The sequence below is a fragment of the Hyphobacterium sp. CCMP332 genome (assembly GCF_014323565.1).
Classification (GTDB): Bacteria; Pseudomonadota; Alphaproteobacteria; order Caulobacterales; family Maricaulaceae; genus Hyphobacterium.
The window spans coordinates 2,276,967-2,295,374 of record NZ_CP058669.1 but is presented as its reverse complement, the minus strand read 5'-3'; the positions used below and the strand labels follow the sequence as shown (position 1 = coordinate 2,295,374).

Annotated in this window: 22 protein-coding genes; 12 read left to right on the top strand and 10 right to left on the bottom strand. The window is 59.5% G+C overall.

Annotation, left to right across the window (positions count from 1 at the left end):
• The first annotated feature begins 1 nt into the window (after nucleotide 1).
• On the top strand, nucleotides 2-694 hold the full coding sequence (gene dnaQ, locus HXX25_RS11540) for a DNA polymerase III subunit epsilon (protein ID WP_187166056.1): 693 nt from the start codon (nucleotides 2-4) through the stop codon (nucleotides 692-694).
• A 10-nt stretch (nucleotides 695-704) separates the two neighbouring features.
• On the opposite strand, the gene secB is transcribed toward dnaQ, so the two are convergent.
• Nucleotides 705-1,223, bottom strand: coding sequence for a protein-export chaperone SecB (gene secB, locus HXX25_RS11535; protein ID WP_187166055.1), 519 nt, complete (start codon nucleotides 1,221-1,223; stop codon nucleotides 705-707).
• Nucleotides 1,224-1,395: 172 nt separating this feature from the next.
• On the opposite strand from secB, the gene HXX25_RS11530 reads away from it, so the two are divergent.
• Genes HXX25_RS11530 through HXX25_RS11520 form a run of 3 tightly spaced genes read left to right on the top strand, consistent with a single transcriptional unit; the run spans nucleotide 1,396 to nucleotide 3,726 of the window.
• Complete coding sequence (locus tag HXX25_RS11530; RefSeq protein ID WP_187166054.1) at nucleotides 1,396-1,998, top strand: Tim44/TimA family putative adaptor protein; 603 nt, start codon at nucleotides 1,396-1,398, stop codon at nucleotides 1,996-1,998.
• Complete coding sequence (locus HXX25_RS11525) at nucleotides 1,958-3,181, top strand: murein transglycosylase A (RefSeq protein WP_233346681.1); 1,224 nt, start codon at nucleotides 1,958-1,960, stop codon at nucleotides 3,179-3,181. The genes HXX25_RS11530 and HXX25_RS11525 overlap by 41 nt, the downstream gene beginning before the upstream one ends.
• Nucleotides 3,178-3,726, top strand: a complete 549-nt coding sequence (locus HXX25_RS11520; protein WP_187166053.1) for a Smr/MutS family protein — start codon at nucleotides 3,178-3,180, stop codon at nucleotides 3,724-3,726. The genes HXX25_RS11525 and HXX25_RS11520 overlap by 4 nt, the downstream gene beginning before the upstream one ends.
• Here HXX25_RS11520 and hslU read toward each other — a convergent pair.
• A complete protein-coding gene (gene hslU, locus HXX25_RS11515) occupies nucleotides 3,723-5,027 on the bottom strand; it encodes an ATP-dependent protease ATPase subunit HslU (protein WP_187166052.1) in 1,305 nt (434 codons plus the stop codon). The genes HXX25_RS11520 and hslU overlap by 4 nt on opposite strands.
• An 85-nt stretch (nucleotides 5,028-5,112) precedes the next feature.
• On the opposite strand from hslU, the gene HXX25_RS11510 reads away from it, so the two are divergent.
• Nucleotides 5,113-5,544, top strand: coding sequence for a VOC family protein (locus tag HXX25_RS11510; protein ID WP_187166051.1), 432 nt, complete (start codon nucleotides 5,113-5,115; stop codon nucleotides 5,542-5,544).
• Here HXX25_RS11510 and hslV read toward each other — a convergent pair whose 3' ends face one another.
• From hslV to HXX25_RS11495, 3 genes are all read right to left on the bottom strand, one after another.
• Nucleotides 5,545-6,105 carry an ATP-dependent protease subunit HslV gene (gene hslV / locus HXX25_RS11505; RefSeq protein WP_187166050.1) on the bottom strand — a complete coding sequence of 187 codons (561 nt, stop codon included), beginning with the start codon at nucleotides 6,103-6,105 and terminating at the stop codon, nucleotides 5,545-5,547.
• A 64-nt stretch (nucleotides 6,106-6,169) separates the two neighbouring features.
• Nucleotides 6,170-8,221, bottom strand: a complete 2,052-nt coding sequence (locus HXX25_RS11500) for a bifunctional diguanylate cyclase/phosphodiesterase (RefSeq protein ID WP_233346679.1) — start codon at nucleotides 8,219-8,221, stop codon at nucleotides 6,170-6,172.
• Nucleotides 8,222-8,498: 277 nt separating this feature from the next.
• On the bottom strand, nucleotides 8,499-9,503 hold the full coding sequence (locus HXX25_RS11495) for an adenosine kinase (protein ID WP_187166048.1): 1,005 nt from the start codon (nucleotides 9,501-9,503) through the stop codon (nucleotides 8,499-8,501).
• A gap of 109 nt (nucleotides 9,504-9,612) precedes the next feature.
• Here HXX25_RS11495 and HXX25_RS11490 point away from each other — a divergent pair, with 109 nt between their 5' ends.
• Both HXX25_RS11490 and HXX25_RS11485 read left to right on the top strand, forming a co-directional pair.
• Nucleotides 9,613-10,506 carry a RimK family alpha-L-glutamate ligase gene (locus HXX25_RS11490; protein WP_187166047.1) on the top strand — a complete coding sequence of 298 codons (894 nt, stop codon included), beginning with the start codon at nucleotides 9,613-9,615 and terminating at the stop codon, nucleotides 10,504-10,506.
• A 60-nt stretch (nucleotides 10,507-10,566) separates the two neighbouring features.
• A complete protein-coding gene (locus HXX25_RS11485; protein WP_187166046.1) occupies nucleotides 10,567-11,034 on the top strand; it encodes a DUF6438 domain-containing protein in 468 nt (155 codons plus the stop codon).
• Here HXX25_RS11485 and nth read toward each other — a convergent pair.
• The gene (nth, locus tag HXX25_RS11480) at nucleotides 11,031-11,693 is read right to left on the bottom strand and encodes an endonuclease III (RefSeq protein WP_187167838.1); all 663 of its coding nucleotides are present in this window, start codon (nucleotides 11,691-11,693) and stop codon (nucleotides 11,031-11,033) included. The genes HXX25_RS11485 and nth overlap by 4 nt on opposite strands.
• A gap of 38 nt (nucleotides 11,694-11,731) precedes the next feature.
• On the bottom strand, nucleotides 11,732-12,349 hold the full coding sequence (locus HXX25_RS11475; RefSeq protein ID WP_187166045.1) for a LysE family translocator: 618 nt from the start codon (nucleotides 12,347-12,349) through the stop codon (nucleotides 11,732-11,734).
• 139 nt (nucleotides 12,350-12,488) lie between these two features.
• Between HXX25_RS11475 and HXX25_RS11470 the strand changes: the two genes are divergently transcribed.
• The 4 genes from HXX25_RS11470 to HXX25_RS11455 are packed head-to-tail and all read left to right on the top strand — an operon-like array spanning nucleotide 12,489 to nucleotide 14,882.
• Nucleotides 12,489-12,962, top strand: a complete 474-nt coding sequence (locus HXX25_RS11470) for a DUF2244 domain-containing protein (protein ID WP_187166044.1) — start codon at nucleotides 12,489-12,491, stop codon at nucleotides 12,960-12,962.
• A gap of 25 nt (nucleotides 12,963-12,987) precedes the next feature.
• Nucleotides 12,988-13,845 (top strand): bifunctional helix-turn-helix domain-containing protein/methylated-DNA--[protein]-cysteine S-methyltransferase, encoded by an 858-nt coding sequence (locus HXX25_RS11465; protein ID WP_187166043.1) that lies wholly within the window; start codon nucleotides 12,988-12,990, stop codon nucleotides 13,843-13,845.
• A gap of 9 nt (nucleotides 13,846-13,854) precedes the next feature.
• Complete coding sequence (locus HXX25_RS11460) at nucleotides 13,855-14,418, top strand: hypothetical protein (RefSeq protein WP_187166042.1); 564 nt, start codon at nucleotides 13,855-13,857, stop codon at nucleotides 14,416-14,418.
• On the top strand, nucleotides 14,418-14,882 hold the full coding sequence (locus tag HXX25_RS11455; protein WP_187166041.1) for a VOC family protein: 465 nt from the start codon (nucleotides 14,418-14,420) through the stop codon (nucleotides 14,880-14,882). Before HXX25_RS11460 ends, HXX25_RS11455 begins: the two co-directional genes overlap by 1 nt.
• Here HXX25_RS11455 and HXX25_RS11450 read toward each other — a convergent pair whose 3' ends face one another.
• The 3 genes from HXX25_RS11450 to dapB all read right to left on the bottom strand — a co-directional run bounded on the left by HXX25_RS11450 (nucleotide 14,883) and on the right by dapB (nucleotide 17,575).
• Entirely contained in the window at nucleotides 14,883-15,497 is a 615-nt protein-coding gene (locus tag HXX25_RS11450) for a YafY family protein (protein ID WP_187166040.1), read from the bottom strand.
• Nucleotides 15,498-15,540: 43 nt separating this feature from the next.
• A complete protein-coding gene (locus HXX25_RS11445; RefSeq protein WP_187166039.1) occupies nucleotides 15,541-16,575 on the bottom strand; it encodes a hypothetical protein in 1,035 nt (344 codons plus the stop codon).
• Between the two features lie 193 nt (nucleotides 16,576-16,768).
• On the bottom strand, nucleotides 16,769-17,575 hold the full coding sequence (dapB, locus tag HXX25_RS11440) for a 4-hydroxy-tetrahydrodipicolinate reductase (RefSeq protein WP_370543737.1): 807 nt from the start codon (nucleotides 17,573-17,575) through the stop codon (nucleotides 16,769-16,771).
• Nucleotides 17,576-17,762: 187 nt separating this feature from the next.
• On the opposite strand from dapB, the gene HXX25_RS11435 reads away from it, so the two are divergent.
• Entirely contained in the window at nucleotides 17,763-18,407 is a 645-nt protein-coding gene (locus HXX25_RS11435; RefSeq protein WP_187166037.1) for a TetR/AcrR family transcriptional regulator, read from the top strand.
• Nucleotide 18,408 lies beyond the last annotated feature (1 nt).

Genomic DNA, 18,408 nt, shown 5'->3' with positions numbered 1-18,408 from the left:
CATGCGAGAGATTGTTTTTGATACCGAGACGACCGGACTGGATCCACGCACCGGAGACCGGATTACCGAACTGGGCTGTGTCGAGGTGGAGGATTTCATTCCGACCGGTCGAACCTGGCATTCCTATGTCAATCCGCAGCGTAGCGTCCCGGAAAAAGTGACTGAAATCACAGGCCTGACCGCAGAATTTCTGGCCGACAAGCCACTCTTTGCCGAAATTGCCGAAGGATTTCTGGAATTTGTGGGCGATGCCAATGTCGTGGCACATAATGCGCCTTTCGACCGCGGCTTTATAAATATGGAGCTGGAGAAGATCGGCAAACCCGTGATCGCGAACGAGCGTTGGGTGGACACGGTTGTCATGGCCCGAAAGAAATTTCCGGGCGCACATGCGTCTCTGGACGCGCTTTGCAAGCGGTTTGGCGTGTCACTCGAAACCCGTGACAAGCACGGCGCAATTATTGATGCCCTGCTGCTCGCCGATGTGTATCTGGAACTTAACGGGGGCCGCGAACGCGCGCTGGACCTGTCCGGCGACGGCGGAGATTCTGGCGGATTGGTAATCTTTCCGGCCCGGCCGGCGCGCCTGAAACCGCTTTCGGCCAGATTGTCCGAAACCGAGTGTGCGGCGCACCGGGAATTTGTAGAGACGCTGGGCGAGCGCCCGGTCTGGAAAAAGACCGGGCTTCTCTGATCCGTCCGATCTACTGCACGGGTGCGTCGCCATTTGGCGGCGTCGCACCGGCTGCGGCCTGTTGTTTGGCGAGCTGCTGGCGATACAGACCTGCAAAATCGATTGGCTCCAGCATCAGTGGCGGGAAGCCCCCGTCGCGGGTCGCATCGGCAAAGACGCGGCGCGCATACGGGAAAATCAGGCGCGGACATTCCACCAGCAGCATGGGTTGGCGCGAGACATCGTCAAAATTCACCAGATCGAACAGGCCACAATAGGTCAGTTCGCAGATGAAGGTGGTCTCCTCACCTCTTTGTGCCCGGGCGGACATGATAATGGCGACTTCAAAGGAATTGCCTTCCAGAGCCTTGGCCTGAACATCAATATTCAGGTCAATATTCGGCTGGGCCTGGTTGGAGCGAAGTGTTGCCGGTGCGCCCGGATTCTCAAAGGACAAGTCCTTGATATACTGGGCCAGTATCCGCATTTGCGGTATATTCTGTTGGTCGTTTTGTGGCGGTGTCGCGCCTGTTTCTGGCGTATCGGCCATGATTGTCTCTCCAACCCGAAAGCGAAGGCCCGGCCTGTCCGGGCGTTCAAGGGAAGGCGGGCGGGTAACATGTGCACGAGGCGGGAGCAAGACAGCCGCTGCGGGCTGACTCACACTTCACGCCGCCCTATGTTATGAACCAAATTCATTTTAGCGGAGACTGAATCTTTCCATGGAGCTGATTACCCTCCTCATTGCCGCCGGTGCTGCCGCCTTTTTTGGCTATCGCCTCTATATGGTGCTGGGCCGGAAAACGGGCCATACACCGGATTTGCGTCCGGTCACGCCCGCATCAGAAGAAACCCAGCCCCCAAAGGAGCTTTCTCCGGCGATGACGGATGGAGACGTGGCGTCCAGATGGGTGGTTGATATGGATCCGGCCCTGTTTATTGACGGCGCCCGGAAGGCCTATGCGCTGGTCGTTGAAGGCTTTGCCAGGGGCGACCGCGCGGCGCTGAAGCCTCTTTTGACCCCCAAGGTTTTCAGCCGGTACGAGAAGGCGATTGCCGACCGGGAACAGCGTCAACAGACCAGTGTGACCGAAATTGACCGCATCGCTGAAAGCGAAATTCTCGAAAGTTTCCGGAATGGTCAGTTGTTTACCGTAAAAGTGCGTTTCAAGGCGGATATCTCAACGGAAACGAAAGATCATGACGGGCAGCGTGTTTCGGGTGATCTGACGCGATTGAACACGGTTGAGGAGATCTGGACCTTTGAAAAGGATGCTGACAGCCGTGACCCCAACTGGAAGCTGGCGGGCGTCAAGACCGCTTAGCGCGCTCGCGCTTTCCCTGATATTATTGTCGTGCACGCCTCAGGACGGCCCCGAGCCGGATTCCGTCCCGGATTTGCCGCCTGACCCGGTCGTGGACACCAGCCTTCAATTTCAGTTGCTGGACTGGGCAGACGTCCTGACCTGGCCGGACCTGGATGTGTCGTCCGCCTATACGGCCTTCGTCCGCTCCTGTATTTCGCTCGGCCAGCTGCCGGCTGACACGCCCATGTCCCCGCGCGCCCGCATTGGCGGTCGTGTGGGTGACTGGCAGAGTGTGTGCCGCGAGCGGGACGCCGGCAATCCGCGTGCCTATTTTGAAACCCGCTTTGTGCCGGTGCGTGTCACCACCAATGAAGCCGATTCCGGCCTTCTGACAGGATATTATGAGCCGGAAGTGGAGGTGCGCCGACACCGCGAGGGCGCGTTTGTCCAGCCGATACGCCAGCGGCCGGATGATTTGCTGTCCGCCGATCTGGGCGCATTTTCTGACGAGCTGGCCGGACTGCGCGTGATGGGGCGCGTCGAGGGCAGTCGCTTCGTGCCCTACCGGGAGCGTGATGCCATCGAGATTGAAAATGCTGGCGAGCCGCTGGCCTGGGGCCGACCGATTGATGTCTTCTTCCTTCAGATACAGGGGTCCGGGCGTCTGGTCTTTGCCGACGGGGAAACGGTTCGCGCCGCGTTTTCCGCTCATAATGGCCAGCCCTATGTGTCTATCGGGAGGGAATTGGTGGCGCGCGGCGAGCTGGAACTGCATCAGGCGTCCAAGGCCGGCATCGAAGCCTGGTTGAATGAGCACGGCCCGGACGCAACAGCGGAGCTCTTCGCCGTCAATCCCCGCTACGTCTTCTTTGGTCTGGAAAGCCTTTCTGATCCGGAGCTGGGGCCGCGCGGCGCGGCGGGCCTCCCACTGACGCCCATGGCCTCCATTGCCGTTGATCCGGAATTTCTGCCCTATGGTGTACCGGTCGTGTTGAGCGCTGACCTGCCCGATGCTCCGGGCTGGACCGGGTTGATGGTGACACAGGACACGGGCGGCGCGATCCGCGGACCGATGCGCGGTGATTTCTTCTATGGCTGGGGAGAGGTGGCGGAACGGCGGGCAGGCTCGACGCGGTCCCGGTCTGAATGGATCGTTCTTTTGCCACACGCCGTTGCTGAATCCCTGCTGCAACCGGCATGAGTGGGCGTGGACTGAAACCGGAAGAGCGTCAGATCTGGCGAAAAGTGACCCGGAGTGTCACGCCGTTACATACCTCGCGCGATGAGCCGGATAAGGATGCGGACCTCAAGGCGTTGCCGACCTCGTCAGCGACAACCGGTCCGGGTCAATCGCGTCCGCCGACAAAGCCCAGGCCCGTTATTCCCGGCACCAAGCCGCCGCCCGCTGACCGCTCTGCCGAGCGCCGCTTGCGGCGGGGCCGCGTCGAGATTGACGCCCGGATCGATCTTCATGGCATGACGCAAGCTGCGGCCCGGACGTCTCTGGGTCACTTTCTGCATGCGGCCCGGTCACGCGGGTTTCGGGCAGTGCTGGTGATCACTGGCAAGGGAAAGGCCGGAGCGCGCGATCGCGAGCCTGGCGAAGACGCGCCGGGGATTATCCGCCGCCGCTTTCCGGAATGGCTCGCAGAGCCGGAGCTCCGCCATCTGGTCTCGGGTTATGCCGGGGCGCATCGCCGGCATGGCGGTGACGGTGCCTTTTATGTAATGATCCGAACGGGCTAGAGAATAAATTTCGACAAATCCGTATCTGCCGCGAGTTCGCCGACGGTTTTACGGACAAATTCACGATCGATCCCGATGGTTTCTCCCGCCCGGTCCGATGCCGTGAAGGAAATTTCCTCCACCAGTTTTTCCATAACGGTCTGAAGCCGCCGGGCACCGATATTCTCGACGCTTTCATTGACGGATGCGGCGAGGCCGGCGATTTCATCAATCGCATCGTCCGTGAATTCGAGCGTCACCCCCTCTGTTCCCATCAAGGCTGTATATTGCTTGATCAGACTGGCTTCCGGTTCGGTCAGGATGCGTTTGAAATCGTCCTTGGTCAGAGCCCGCAGCTCTACCCTTATGGGTAAACGGCCCTGCAATTCCGGGAGCATGTCGGAGGGCTTGGCGACATGGAATGCACCGGATGCAATAAACAGGATGTGGTCAGTCTTCACGGGGCCATGCTTGGTTGTTACAGTCGTTCCCTCAATCAGGGGCAGGAGGTCGCGCTGCACGCCTTCGCGGCTGACATCAGCGCCTCTTGCATCGGACCGCGCCGTGATCTTGTCGACCTCGTCCAGAAACACGATTCCGTCGTTTTCAACCAGATGGATTGCTTCGGTGGCAATAGCGCTTTCGTCAATCAGCTTGTCGGCTTCCTCGGCAATCAGGGGCTCGTAGGCGGCCTTGACCGTCGTGCGGATTTTCTTGGATTTTCCGCCCATACCCTTTCCAAACATGTCGGAGAGATTCAGGACGCCCGCCCCACCGGGCATTCCCGGAATATCCAATTGCTGGAAAGGAGATGAATTGTCAGCGATCTCGATCTCGATCTCCTTGTCGTCCAGTTCGCCATCGCGCAGCTTCTTGCGGAAGCTGTCTTTTGTCGCGTCGCTGGCCGTGCTCCCGACCAGAGCTTTCAGGACGCGGTCTTCGGCTGCCTTGTGAGCCCGTGCCCGGACGCTTTCGCGCTTTTCATCCCGCACCAAGCCAATGGCAATTTCGACCAGGTCGCGGGCAATCTGGTCGACGTCCCGGCCGACATAACCCACTTCGGTAAATTTGGTGGCTTCCACCTTCAGAAAAGGGGCTTTCGCGAGCTTGGCCAGACGGCGCGATATTTCGGTCTTGCCGACGCCCGTGGGTCCGATCATCAGGATATTTTTCGGTGTGACCTCTTCGCGCAGGCCGGGTTCCAGCTGGCTGCGGCGCCAGCGATTGCGCAGAGCAATGGCAACGGCGCGCTTGGCGTCTTTCTGACCGATGATAAAACGGTCGAGTTCCGAAACAATCTCGCGGGGCGAAAAATCAGTCATGGGCAGGGCGGGCTTTCCGGTTTAATTCTCTCATCCATGTAGTCTGCCATACCGGCTTCCACAAATCCCGCAGCTGAGGATTTTTATGTCAAACCCGTCACGACCCCGCTTTCATCTGGCTTTTCCGGTTCATGATCTGGAGGCCGCCCGCGGCTTCTATGGCGGCTTGCTGGCCTGCCCGGAAGGCCGTGAGGACCCCGGTCACTGGATAGACTTTGATCTTTTTGGCCATCAGATCGTGGCGCATTATGCGCCGGAGGAGTGCGGCGGCGCCATTGCCAATGATGTTGACGGCAAGAAAGTCCCGGTCCGGCATTTCGGTTTGCTTATGGACTGGACCGATTGGGAGAATCTGGCGGAGAGCCTGAAAACCGGCGGTGCCGATTTCCTGATCGAGCCCTATGTGCGGTTCAAGGGTCTGGCGGGCGAACAGGGCACCTTTTTTGTCATTGATCCCAGCGGCAATGCGCTGGAATTCAAGAGCTTCCGCAATGACGATCAGATTCTTGCACGATAATCAGTCATCGGTGTTGATTACTTCAATCGTCAACTGGTCATTGGTGTAGACGCAGATGCGGGCGGCAATCGCCATGGCCTTGCGGGCAAGGGCTTCGGCATCGTCTTCATATTCGATCAGCGCACGGGCCGCTGACAATGCATAATTCCCGCCGGATCCGACGGCGACCACGCCATCTTCCGGTTCAAGGACATCTCCGGCACCGGTGATCAGAAAGGTGGCGTCCCTGTCGCCGACAATCAGCATGGCATCGAGACGGCGCAGATAGCGATCTGTCCGCCAGTCCTTGGCGAGCTCGACACAGGCCCGCGCCAGATGGCCGGAATGTTTTTCAAGCTTCGATTCAAGCCGCTCGAACAGGGCGAAGGCGTCCGCGGTTGCGCCGGCAAATCCGGCGACAACCTTTCCGTCGGCCAGACGGCGAACCTTTTTCGCATTGCCCTTCATGATGGTCGGGCCGACCGAGACCTGGCCATCCCCCGCGAGCACAAATTTTTCGCCCTTGCGCACGCCCAGTATCGTGGTGCCACGCCAGCCCGGGGTGTTGTCGGTTTTTGTCATGAATTGCTCCACACCTTGTCAGTGCAGAGTCGGGGGGTGATGACTTTCCGTCAAGGCCCGATGATCAGGCGCTGACCGCCTTGATTTCATCGGCCAGACTGTTTCGGGCATAGATTTCAAAATCTTTTGCCGGAACCGGTCTCGAGAAGAGATAGCCCTGTGCCAGCGTGGCGCCGTCTTCACGGAGGGCGGCCAGCTGTTCGGTGGTTTCCACGCCTTCGGCGACGGTTTTGAGTTTCAGCGCCTTGGCGAGGGCCAGAATGGTTTCGACCACGGCGCGCGAGTGCGGATCCTGCGACATCGACCGGACAAAACTCTGGTCGATCTTGAAAACGTCAAACGGCATCCGCGTCAGGTAAGACAGCGAAGAGTGACCCGTGCCAAAGTCATCAATGGCGAATTTCACACCGCGATCGCGAAGGGGCTGGACCTGATCAATGACGCGCTGCGGATCCCGCATCGCGATGGATTCCGTGAGTTCGATTTCGAGCAATTCCGGGGGAAGTCCGGTATGCTCGAGAATTTCCATGACATTGTCGGCAAAGCCCGGACGCTCGAATTGCATGGCCGATACGTTGACGGCAACGGGCAGGCGCAATCCATTGCTGGTCCATTCCGCTGCCTGACGGCAAGCGTTACGCATCACCCAGTCCCCGATCTCCACAATCAGGCCGGATTCTTCGGCGGCTTCGATAAAATGACCGGGCGTCAGAAGTCCCGAGGCCGGGTGATTCCAGCGCACCAGTGCTTCCGATCCTTCGATGATACCATCGCTCATGCGGACCTTCGGCTGGTAGTAGACGACGAGCTGGTCCAGCTTGACGGCATCGCGCAATTCGTTTTCGAGCACCAGACGTTCGAAAGCCGCCTGGTTCATCTTTGGTTCGAAGAAATGCGCGGCATTCCCGCCCGTATCCTTTGCATGGGCCATGGCCAGATCGGCATGACGCAGCAGACTTTCGGGTTCGGCACCATCCTGAGGAAAGACTGCGATACCGACACTCACGCCGAGGAAGACCTGATGGCCAGACACATCAAAGGGGCGGCGTATGGCCGAGATGATCTGCTGGGCATAGCGGGCCACGTCTGCCGAATTTTCAACGTTGGGCACGAGAACCGTAAATTCGTCTCCGCCGAGGCGCGCGACCATTGACGGCTCGCCCTCACCGCCGCGGGCGAGATCATGTCCCCGGGCCGCTTCGCGCAAGCGTCTTGCCACCATTTCGAGCAGCTTGTCGCCCTCGCCAATCCCGAGGGAGTCATTGACCCGCTTGAACCGATCGAGATCGAGAAAGAGCACCGCGCCGCTGGTTTCCTCTTCAACCGCATTGCGCGTCACGCGCTCCACTTCCTTGCGGAAACGTTCGCGATTGGGCAGTTCCGTCACCATGTCGACATAAGCGAGGCGGTGAATCCGTTTCAGATTGGAATCGATCCGCGACAGCATGCGGTTAAAGGCATTGGCGAGTACTTCCAGCTCATCACCGGTTTTGACGTTGATGCGGACATCCAGGGATTTGGACGATGCGGTCCGCGCCGCATCCGTCAGGCGGGCGATTGGACGCAAGGACCAGTAAACGAGCGCGCCCGCAATCGGCAGGAAGATCAACAGGGCCAGAGTGGCCGTGAGGACATGGCGCTGCAGGGATGCGCGCGAGGCGGCATGAAGCTCATCCATGGGCGATTGGGTATAGACAACCCCCACAAGGCGATTTGCCGAGCTGTAGATAGGGGCGGCGACATAAACCGAATTGCCTCTGATTTCCGAACGCGTTTCACCCGACCCCAAAGCCATCACCACAAGCGGATCTGTCGCCAGACCGGATTGGCTGAAAGCGGCAGGGTCACTGTGAACCAGCGTACGGCGTCGCGCATCGGCAATGAATGCCTCTGTAACATCAGCGCGTTCCACGAGGCTGGACACTCGAGACTGCAATCGCGCCCGGTCGTCGGCCAGAATATCATCCGAGACGTTGAGTGCGAGGATCTGGGCCTTCATCCCGGCGCGCTCGATCAGTACAGATTCATTTTGCTGACGATCATTCCGGTTTTCGATCACAAGCAGGAATGTCGCCGTGCCGATCATGAGCAAAGCCGTCATGAGGGTAAACTTCATGACGAGTGAACGCATGAAACGTGAAATCAGACTGTGAAGCGGTGCCATGGCGCGCCTTTGGTCAGCTGGTCCGGGCCGGCGCAGACATGCAGCTTTCAGACGCAAAAAGGTCGTTCAAACCACTTGGAAACATGTCCTACCACCCGGAGATTATTCTTCTCGTTGGGGACAAGATGGCAGAAAGGGTTTGAAACACGGTTAAAACCGCAATCAGGTTTCGTTAACGGACTGTGCCAGCATTTGAAGAGTGCGGTTAACAACCACGAAATACTTGGGATCAGCCCGACAGATCTATACCTTTTGATTCAGCCAGGTCTTTCAGGTTGATATTCGGGCGCGCGCCGATGTGAGAAATGATCTCGGCGGCAGCGATGGCACCAAGGCGGCCCGCCGTCTCAAGATCAAGGCCCTTTGCGAGTCCGGTTAACATTCCGGCCGCGAACAGGTCACCTGCGCCTGTTGTGTCGACTATCTGGCTCACAGGCTCAGCGGGTATGGCGAGCGTATCCCCCCTGTCGATCAGAACCGCGCCTTTTTCCGAGCGCGTGATCGCGGCAATCCGGGTCTCTGCCTTCACAGCGTCCAGAGCGGCGTCGAAACTGTCGGCTTCGTATAGCGAAACCAGCTCGGCTTCATTGGCAAACAGAATATCGACATGGTTGCGCACGAGTTGCCGGAAGGCGGCACGGTGACGGTCGACACAGAAGCTGTCGGACAGGGTCAACGATGTGAGACGATTGGCGGCCTTGGCAATTTCTGCTGCTTTGACAAAGGCTTCCTTGGCTTCGTCACGGTCAAACAGATAACCCTCCAGATAGGTGATGCGCGCGGCCGCGATCTTGTCGGCATCAATATCTTCTTCGGAAAAGAACACCGATGCGCCCAGAAAGGTCGACATGGAACGCTGGGCGTCGGGTGTGACATTGATCAGGCAGCGCGCCGTCAACGGTCCGTCGACCAGCGGAGCTGTTTTGTAATCCACCCCGGCCGCATTCAGATCGTGCCGAAAAATTTCACCGAGCTCATCGCCGGATACTTTTCCGATATAGGCTCCGCGCCCACCGAATGAGGCGATGCCGGCAAGTGTATTGGCGGCGGACCCGCCCGACACTTCCTTGCCGGGCGCCATGGCGGCGTAAAGCTCCCTGGCGCGGGCTTCATCGATCAGGGTCATCGCGCCCTTTTCGATATTCTGTTCTGTCAGAAAGGCATCGTCGCACGAGGCGATCACATCAACGATGGCGTTCCCGACACCGATAACATCATAGACGTGCTGGCTCATTTCCGGCTCCTGCGCATTAACGCTAACGGGTTTTCTGCCCCGGCCTTAGCGCGGCCTCAACCGCGCGGCAAGCTTGCGGGCTGTGCTTGCGCGCGCTAACCGGTTTTGCATGAAACGCGTCGCTTTTCTCACCGCCACCTGCATGCTGGAATCCCATGCCGATGCCCGCGAGGATGCGTGGGAGCATACGCTGGAATTTGCAGCGCTTGCCCCTGCCTGCAAACACCGCCTGATCGCGCTTGAAGAGCAGATCTGGGACGCGCCTGACCTTGATTTGTCGTCCTATGAGGCCGCCATTATCGGCACGTGTTGGGACTATATGGAAAAACCGGCGCTTTTCCTCGAAACCATGGACAGGGTCAGCGCGGCAACCCGACTACTCAATCCGGTTGGCACTGTCCGGTGGAATTCCGACAAATCCTATCTGCGGGATCTGAGCAAACAGGGCATCGCCACCATTCCGACGGTCTGGGCCGATCAGGCAGATGAGCCTTCCATCCGGAGCGCGTTTGACGCGCTGGACACCGACGACATCGTCATCAAACCCCGCATCGGCGCGAGTGCCTGGCGGCAAGCGCGCCTGAAAAAGGGCGATGCCCTGCCGGACGCCAGCGCCCTGCCGCCTGCGGCCTGCCTGATCCAGCCTTTCCTGAAGGCGGCGGAAACTGAGGGCGAGCTGACCCTGCTATTCTTCGACCGGGTTTTCTCTCATGGCCTCGTCAAGAAGCCGAAGGCGGGGGATTACCGCACGCAATCGATGTATGGCGCGAAAGAGGCGAAGGCTGACCCTCCGGCGGATGCTCTGGCCATCGCCCATGCCGCGCTCGAGTCGGTTGCAGGTCCGTTGCTCTATGCCCGCGTCGATCTGATGCGCGGCGCTGATGGGGGGTGGAAGGTGATGGAGCTGGAATTGATCGAGCCCTATCTCTATCCGGAACAGGGTGAGTATATGGGCGCGCATTTTGCGGCCGCGCTTGACCGGTTGTTAGCAAATCCGGCTTGAATGCCATGACTTTGCCGCGGTTCTGAGGCAGGATGAGGGAAATCATCCGGAGGAAACCCGATGCGTGTCTTTTTGCTTGCCATTTCTCTGTTTGCTCTGGCCGCCTGTGCGACCCCCGCAAACAACAGGCAGTCGATCCAGATTTCCGAAGGTGCCTGTTTTGGCCAGTGCCCGATTTATGATGTGACGCTTACGCCGGATGATCATTATTTGCTGAATGGTGAGCGCTTCACCCGGATCAACGGCTTTTCCGAGGGCGATCTGGATGCCGGCAGCTATGCGCGCATGGTGGAAATGCTTGAAACGGCAGAATTTTTCGATCTGCCGACTGACATCACCTTCAATAATCCGGATGTCTGTCCCGGGCCGCCACTATCGGACATGCCCAGCATAACGATCACCTGGACGAACCGTCAGGGATCGCACACGGTGGAATGGTTCCAGGGCTGCAATAACGCGACGATGCGGGATTTGCGCGACGGTCTGCGGGATGCGTTCGACTATGAAAGCATTGTTCGCCCCGGCTAGGCGGGCGTTTTCTCGTCATAACGGCAGAGATCAGCAATCGCGCAATTTCCGCAATCGGGTTTGCGGGCCTTGCAGGTATAGCGTCCGTGCAGGATCAGCCAGTGATGCGCGCCCTTCAGGTATTGCGCGGGGATGATTTTCTCGAGCTTCAGCTCGACCTCCAGCGGGTTTTTCCCCGGGGCCAGATTTGTCCGGTTGGATACCCTGAAAATATGGGTATCAACGGCGATGGTGGGTTCTCCGAAAGCTTCATTCATTACCACATTTGCGGTCTTGCGCCCGACTCCCGGGAGGCGCTCCAGCGCTTCGCGGGTTTGCGGGACGTCTCCTCCGAAATCCTCAAGGATCATTTTCGACAGGGCGAAAACATTCTTTGCCTTGTTGCGGAAGAGGCCGATTGTCTTGATGTGCTCGCGAATGGCGTCCTCGCCCAGCGCCACCATTTTTTCCGGCGTGTCGGCCATTTCAAAAAGCTGGCGTGTGGCCTTGTTGACGCCGATATCGGTGGCCTGCGCTGACAGGGCCACGGCGACAACCAGCGTAAACGGATTGACGTAGTTCAGCTCTGTTTGCGGATCCGGTCGGACTTCTGCCAGGCGGGCGAAGAGGTCTGTCGCCTCTTCAGTTGTAAACGGGGCCGGTTTCTTCTTGCGGGGCATAAGGGCGGGATAGACTGGCGCGGCGCGCACGCCAAGCCCTAACGCGCGGCGGAGATGAAAAGCCAGACAGCAACGGCGACCAGCGCCAGAGACAGGATGCGCCGGGTCAGACGGTTTCGGGCTTCGTCCGCAATAAATGCCTGGATGCTCCCGGCCATCATGACCAGCGTGAGATGAATCAGCGTTGCGATGGCCACGGAGGTGAGCGCCAGAGTGATCGTCTGCGGCGCTGCCGGCATGGCCGGGGAAACAAATTCCGGCAGGACGGTGACATAGAAAAAGGCGGCCTTGGGGTTGAGCGCATTGATCATAAATCCGCGCCAGGCATGGCGGGCGGTGCCGGATTTTGCAGAGGCCGGGGAGGATTCGCCGGCCTCCCTCCAGCCTTCCCAGGCCAGATAGAGCAGAAACAGGGCCCCGGCCCATCTCAGCGTTTCATAAACGGCGGGTACGCGCTCCATCAAGGCTGCGAGCCCCAGGGCTGAGACCGCGGCAATCAGAAGAAGGCCGGCCGCAATTCCGCCGGTCGCGGCGAGCCCGGCCTTTCGTCCGTCTGTTGCGCTGAGCAGCGCCAGCCAGGCCATATTGGGTCCGGGCGTCAGCTCGATGATCAGCGCCGTGATGGCGAAGCCGAGAAGGAGGGTGGGGTCGATCATGGTCTCGCCCTAGTGGATATGGGCCAATTCGTCACGCGACAATCGGCAATCGGCGCCTATATTTGATCCCATGCATGGCTGTGTTGAATCCTGCCCTCCTGAAAGCCGCCTGCCGGACGAACCGGCGGGCCCGCTTTTCATGGATGCTGTCCTGGCGCCCAACCGCTCGCTGCCCAATCCGGGATTTATTGCATTGATGGCGGTGCTGGCCGGAATGAGTTTTGTGGCAGGCTTGGCTTATCTGCGTATGGGGGCGTGGCCCGTACCCTTCTTTTTCGGCATTGATATCCTTCTGGTCTGGCTGGCCTTCAAGATCAGTTATCGCGATGGTCGGCGGCGTGAAATCATTCGTATTGCCCGGGACCGGATTCTCATTCACCGCCAGCATCCCAATGGCTCCACGCGACATTACGTATTGCCGACTGCGTGGACGCAGGTGAAAATTCATCATGCCGGAAAACATGATGCCGCCGTTGAATTATCGGCATCCGGCAAGCGGCTGGTCGTTGGAAGCTTTCTCAGCCCGCCGGAGCGTCCCGATCTGGGCGATGCCATTGAATGCGCAATCGGGCGGGCGCGTCAGTCCGTAGCGCAAGAATCGGGTGGCGCCTGACCACTTGCCGCGCCATTCTCCGAGCATGACACACACCCACGAATCCCGAGCCTATGACCTTCATGCCGCTGAACGCGATTTTGACCGTATCAGTGATGCGTTGCGTTTTCTCGGAGACCATTGGCGAGACCATCCCGATCTGGATGCTGCGGCGCGTGAAGCGGGCCTGTCCCCTCATCATTTCCAGCGCGTGTTTTCGCGCTGGGTGGGGCTGAGTCCCAAAAAATATGTCGGGGCTCTGGCGCATTCCGCAGCGAGAGCGGCCATGGATGATGGTGCCAATACGCTGGATGCCAGTTTCGAGGCCGGCCTTTCCGGGCCCGGACGTCTTCATGACCTTTTCATTGCTCATGAGGCGGTGACACCCGGCCAGGCCAGGTCTCGCGGCGCAGGCCTGTCCTTTATCTGGGGCACCGCACCGACTCCTTTCGGGCCCGGCGTCTTTCTGATCGCGCCGCGGGGCTTGTCGGCACTGGCCTTTGCCGATCCGGATCTTGCAACGGCGATGGCCGACCTGACGGCAAGATATCCGGCCGCGGATTATCGCCGCGATGACGATGAGGCCCTGCGCTGGGCACGCCGGATATTTGCCGGAGGCGACGGGCCCATTCCGCTGGCATTGTATGGCACGCCCTGGCAACGACAGGTCTGGCGCGCCCTTCTGAACATTCCCTCCGGCCAGACCGTCACCTACCGGGACATCGCGCAGGAGGTCTGCACGCCGAGGGCTTCGCGGGCGGTCGGGGCGGCGGTCGGCGCCAATCCGGTCAGCTGGTTGATCCCTTGCCATCGGGTTCTGGCATCCGATGGCCGTTTGACCGGCTATCACTGGGGTGTGAATCGCAAGCGCGCCATGCTGGCCTATGAGGCCGTAACCGCCTAGATTTGGCGTATGACCGATCCCTTTCTGATAGCCGCCTTACTGGCTGTGCTTGCCGCCGCGGGTTTGCTGATCCGGTGGTTTGTCTCGACCGCGAATCTGCGACACGACGCGCGCGGCGAATATGCCGGGCGGCTCGAGGACCGTGCTCATACCGTTGAGGGTGTGAGCGAAGCGGAATTTGTTCGGCTCTATGTTGATGGCTATGCGCCGCGTTGGACGGTTTATGCAGCAGGGGCCCTTATTGCGGCCATTCTCGTGACGCCGCTTGCGGTTTTCGGGCTTCTGGCCTTCTGGGCATGGATTACGGATCTGGTTGATGCCAGTGATGTATTCGCACCGGGATATTATCCCTGGATGTTCTTCATGTTTTTCGGACTGGTCGGGGCCTGGGCGTTGTGTGGCTTTGTGGCCGCCCGCTTCCATCACCAACGTGCTCCGGAAAACTTCAATCCGGCCCTGATGCGCGCCCGCGGCGAGCCGCTGGACGATGTCGTTCTCAAACGCGCGCGGCCCAAATGGGCCCGGCGTGCCCGGGCGATGGCCGACGGCGCTCCCAAAGAAGAGGAAAACTGATGGAATATCTCCACACCATGATCCGCGTCAGCGATGTTGATGCGACCTTGCGCTTCTTCTGCGACGGGTTGGGATTGAAAGAAATCCGCCGCCATGACAGCGAGCAGGGACGCTTTACGCTCATCTTCCTTGCCAGTCCGGATGACATGAAGCGCGGTGGTTATTCGGGCGAGGAAAGCCCGATACCGGCGGGCCTACCGACGGTAGAGCTTACGCATAACTGGGACCCGGAAGATTATACCGGTGGCCGGAATTTTGGCCACCTCGCTTATCGGGTGCAGGATATCTACGCGGTCTGTTCCCGCATGGCAGGCCTCGGTTTTACGATTCACCGGCCGCCGAGAGACGGGCGGATGGCGTTCGTGAAATCTCCGGACGGGATTTCCGTCGAGCTTTTGCAAGCGGGTGAGGCCCGGGATCCACAAGAACCCTGGGCGACGATGGAAAACACCGGCAGCTGGTAATCAGGCGCGCAGGGTCAGCTTTCTGACGCGCTCAGCCCGCAAGTGAACAAGGCCGTCAGGAGCTGACAGGGTCAGAATGCGCATTTCGCCGACCGGTGTGATGCCAACCGGTGTGCCTTCAATGATCCTGTCGTCTTCCTGCAGATCAACATAGGTGACCCGGATGCCGGTGCCGCGCTCCATGGCGCGATTAAACGCGGCCAGGACCGCCGGTGCCGGGCGCAAGTTGTCAGTTAATGACAGTATGGGGTGGCTCTCCAGCCGGCTGACGCGCTGCCCGCCGAGAATTGTCGTCAATTGGGTCTGGGCCTTGACTGCATCCTGTGCGAATTCTTCTTCTGCCGTCAGGGCGATCAGGCGGGCACCGCGCCACAGGATCTGCGCCTGCCGCCAAGTCAGGGAAACAGGGGGCGGCCCGTCATCCGGTGCCAGCCAGTAGCCGAGACCGGCCTCGCCCTCGATCGGAACGCCGGAATCAATCAGCTTGGCCATGTCGCGATAAATGGTGCGCTCGGAGACGCTGAAATGCTCGGCGATCTGATGCGCCGTCAGCGCGCCGGGCGCAGCCTTCTTCAGCTCACGGACAATGTCTACAAGGCGGCGGGATCGGCTCATGTCAACTCCTGACGAGGGTTTTTCCTACCAATCGGAGTGTTCGTCAAGAGATGAGCGCGTTGACGCCGCGATCCACAAGTGCTGCTCCGGCCCAGGCGAGGAGCGGGAGGGCGACATAGATTAACAGCCGCCGTGAGATGGGAGCCGATATTGGCCACTCGGGACGGCTGGCGATCCAGTTTTCCAGCGCAATCAGGTCGCCAACATTTTCCCGAGCCTTGAGAATCCCCGCTCGCAGGGCTTTCAGTTTTTCTGCCTTCGCCGATGCAATACGCCTCTGTACCGGCTGAATGGCCAACCAGAAAGAGCGGACAGCCCCACCAATTGCCAAGGCAATTGTGAGAAGTCCTATCCCCAACACACCGACGCCGCCCGAGGAAATGCCAGCTGCCAGCATGAGAATGAGAACGGCGGCAATCAGGCTCCATGACAGAGCTTCATGCAGGCCCATCCGGCCAAATACCTGTAGTTTTTCGAGATCTGCCAGATCAATATCGGCGGCTTCATGGATCAGATCCTTCACAAAGCGGCTTTGACAGGACATGTCGGTCAATCCGCGCGCGCCCAGGATAAAAAGGATGGGACCGAGGGTCAGGAACCAGATGCCAACGGGCTCTGTGATCACGCTCAGAGGCTGGCTCGCCTGAGAAACAATAACGCAATTGAGTGCTATGCCGGCCGCAAGGCCACTGAGGCTCGCAACCCGGTAGGCTTTTCGCCACGTGACAGGCAAGCCGGACTCAAACGGGTCGAGCCGGTCCTGGAATCCCGGTCGCAGCGCATCGCGCAGGGCCTTTAATTCCCGTTTCCAGAGATTATGACCAGCGGTCTGAAGCGCGATGGCGACTGTCAGCAAGGCGCAGAAAACAATGGCGAGCTCGACTTCCTGAAACAGGTCGCCGCCCGGTTTCAGCGCTTGAAAACCATTCGTGTGGGTCAGGCTGGCAATGGCCATAAAACTGCCGGTCATTATCAGGAACAAGCCAATAGACAGCAGTCGGTAATCCAGTCGGAGCGTTACTAACAGATTGACTTCAAAAGGTAGAAAGCTGTCGGCAGTCTGCTTCCCCTCACTCACGCCTCTTCTCCCTGCACCGGCGGATGCGCGGCCATTTGCCCCGTCATCCGGCCCTCAAATCCGTTTGTCGCGATCATCCGGCCCCCGAGGCGGCGGATTTCGGCGCGCGGGAAACATCTGAAAGGCGGCGGGATCGGCTCATGTCAACTCCTGACTGCTTATGACGCCTTATGCCCTGTTTGCCGGAATTGCGTCAATTGCCGCCAATCACGTCCCGCATCGAATACAGTCCGGCCTTCTGGCCCACGAGCCATTGCGCCGCCGTCAGGGCACCGAGGGCAAAAACGCGCCGATCCAGTGCCCGGTGTCCGATCGATATTTCCTCATTGTCTGACAGGAAGCGCACTTCGTGCTCGCCGACAATGGCGCCGCCCCGCACGGAGGCAAAACCGATACCTCCGGGATTGCGCGGTTGATCGGGTCCGCTGCGGCCGCGTTCGGCGACCATGTCTAGGATCTGTCCGCGAGATCTCGCAATGGCTTCCCCCAGTATCAGAGCCGTTCCCGAGGGCGCATCGATCTTGTGCCGGTGATGGGTCTCGCTGATTTCGGCATCCCAGCGTTCGAGCGGCAGTCCTGCCGCTGCCGTCGACACCAGCATTTCGACCAGTGCGATGCCAATCGAGAAATTCCGGGCCGCCAGCACCGGCAATATCTCGCTGGCGGCTCGCAATGCGTCTGTCTGCGCCTGGTTCAGGCCGGTCACGCCACACACCAGCGCCGGCCCTCCCAGATCGGCGAGACGGCGGGCGATTGCAGCACTCGCTTGCGGAGTGGACGCGTCAATGACGGCGTCAGCCCCGTCCAGAACATCCTCAAGCCGGATAGAGGCAGGTCTGCCGAGCCAGGGCGTTCCGGCAATCTCGCCCAGATCCTGATCGACATGGTCGGAATCGGACCGGATAACGCCGCCGGCCAATTCGTATCTTTCATCAAGAATGATTTCGCGGGCAATCGTGCGTCCGAGGCGCCCGCCGACGCCGATAATTGAAATTCTCAAGACCATGTCCAAAACCTCGCAATCAGGATGGGTCGGCTTTACCGTCAAAATCGATGGCGCAATAGAGTTAACAAGGAGATTATTTCCCCTGTAACGTGTCCCCCCCATTAAAGAACTAGAATTTGGTTCGAATAAAATCTAACCTCCAAAGCCCTGATTCGAATATGTGAATGGAAAGTTAAAGCCATTGCCGGAATGGAAAGCCCATCCCAAAAACGAAGCCACTGTTGAATCGGGCGTCAAACCGGCCATGCAGGCCCGCAGCCGCGCAACGCGTCAGAGAATCCTGAAAATACTTGAAAAATCAGTTCAGGATAATTCAATCGATGCGTTGACGGTGGCGGATATTGCCCGAAAGGCGAAATCGTCCGTCGGTGCCTTCTATGGACGCTTCGCCGACAAGGCGGCCGCGCTGGATGCGCTCTATGCGGACCGGTTGGAGATTTTGACGGAAAACCTGTTGCTGGCCAACCAGGAGGCGCGCCGTCATCGGGACGTGCACCGCTGGATTGGACAGCTCGCCGAGGCCTGCGTTGCGCATGGTCTGGCCAATCGGGCTTTGCTATCCCGGCTGGCGGGGCGTCCGGTCGATCTGGCGCAGCCCCCTGCCAGACTCGCCGAGGATTTGTCGAAGACGCTGACCGTTCTGAAGATCAAACCGCCGCACTTTGCGCCGCCGGCCGCCCTATTTCTGCTCACACTGGTCATAGGGCTCAGCCGGGATGCGGCCCTGTTTCAGGCTGACTTGCAGGACGACGAGACGGCCCGCCGCGCCTTTACTTCGGATATCCAGAAAGCGGCACTCTGGTATCTGACAGCGCCGTCAGCCTAGG

What these genes read in the sequence shown, in the direction of transcription:
- HXX25_RS11460 (WP_187166042.1), top strand. Translation starts at nt 13,855, where the DNA reads ATGACCGATCCCTTTCTGATAGCCGCCTTACTGGCTGTGCTTGCCGCC.
- HXX25_RS11500 (WP_233346679.1), bottom strand. Translation starts at nt 8,221, where the DNA reads ATGAAGTTTACCCTCATGACGGCTTTGCTCATGATCGGCACGGCGACA.
- HXX25_RS11450 (WP_187166040.1), bottom strand. Translation starts at nt 15,497, where the DNA reads ATGAGCCGATCCCGCCGCCTTGTAGACATTGTCCGTGAGCTGAAGAAG.
- dnaQ (WP_187166056.1), top strand. Translation starts at nt 2, where the DNA reads ATGCGAGAGATTGTTTTTGATACCGAGACGACCGGACTGGATCCACGC.
- HXX25_RS11530 (WP_187166054.1), top strand. Translation starts at nt 1,396, where the DNA reads ATGGAGCTGATTACCCTCCTCATTGCCGCCGGTGCTGCCGCCTTTTTT.
- HXX25_RS11470 (WP_187166044.1), top strand. Translation starts at nt 12,489, where the DNA reads ATGGATGCTGTCCTGGCGCCCAACCGCTCGCTGCCCAATCCGGGATTT.
- HXX25_RS11455 (WP_187166041.1), top strand. Translation starts at nt 14,418, where the DNA reads ATGGAATATCTCCACACCATGATCCGCGTCAGCGATGTTGATGCGACC.
- HXX25_RS11490 (WP_187166047.1), top strand. Translation starts at nt 9,613, where the DNA reads ATGAAACGCGTCGCTTTTCTCACCGCCACCTGCATGCTGGAATCCCAT.
- HXX25_RS11475 (WP_187166045.1), bottom strand. Translation starts at nt 12,349, where the DNA reads ATGATCGACCCCACCCTCCTTCTCGGCTTCGCCATCACGGCGCTGATC.
- hslV (WP_187166050.1), bottom strand. Translation starts at nt 6,105, where the DNA reads ATGACAAAAACCGACAACACCCCGGGCTGGCGTGGCACCACGATACTG.
- nth (WP_187167838.1), bottom strand. Translation starts at nt 11,693, where the DNA reads ATGCCCCGCAAGAAGAAACCGGCCCCGTTTACAACTGAAGAGGCGACA.
- HXX25_RS11495 (WP_187166048.1), bottom strand. Translation starts at nt 9,503, where the DNA reads ATGAGCCAGCACGTCTATGATGTTATCGGTGTCGGGAACGCCATCGTT.
- HXX25_RS11485 (WP_187166046.1), top strand. Translation starts at nt 10,567, where the DNA reads ATGCGTGTCTTTTTGCTTGCCATTTCTCTGTTTGCTCTGGCCGCCTGT.
- hslU (WP_187166052.1), bottom strand. Translation starts at nt 5,027, where the DNA reads ATGACTGATTTTTCGCCCCGCGAGATTGTTTCGGAACTCGACCGTTTT.
- HXX25_RS11510 (WP_187166051.1), top strand. Translation starts at nt 5,113, where the DNA reads ATGTCAAACCCGTCACGACCCCGCTTTCATCTGGCTTTTCCGGTTCAT.
- HXX25_RS11465 (WP_187166043.1), top strand. Translation starts at nt 12,988, where the DNA reads ATGACACACACCCACGAATCCCGAGCCTATGACCTTCATGCCGCTGAA.
- HXX25_RS11520 (WP_187166053.1), top strand. Translation starts at nt 3,178, where the DNA reads ATGAGTGGGCGTGGACTGAAACCGGAAGAGCGTCAGATCTGGCGAAAA.
- secB (WP_187166055.1), bottom strand. Translation starts at nt 1,223, where the DNA reads ATGGCCGATACGCCAGAAACAGGCGCGACACCGCCACAAAACGACCAA.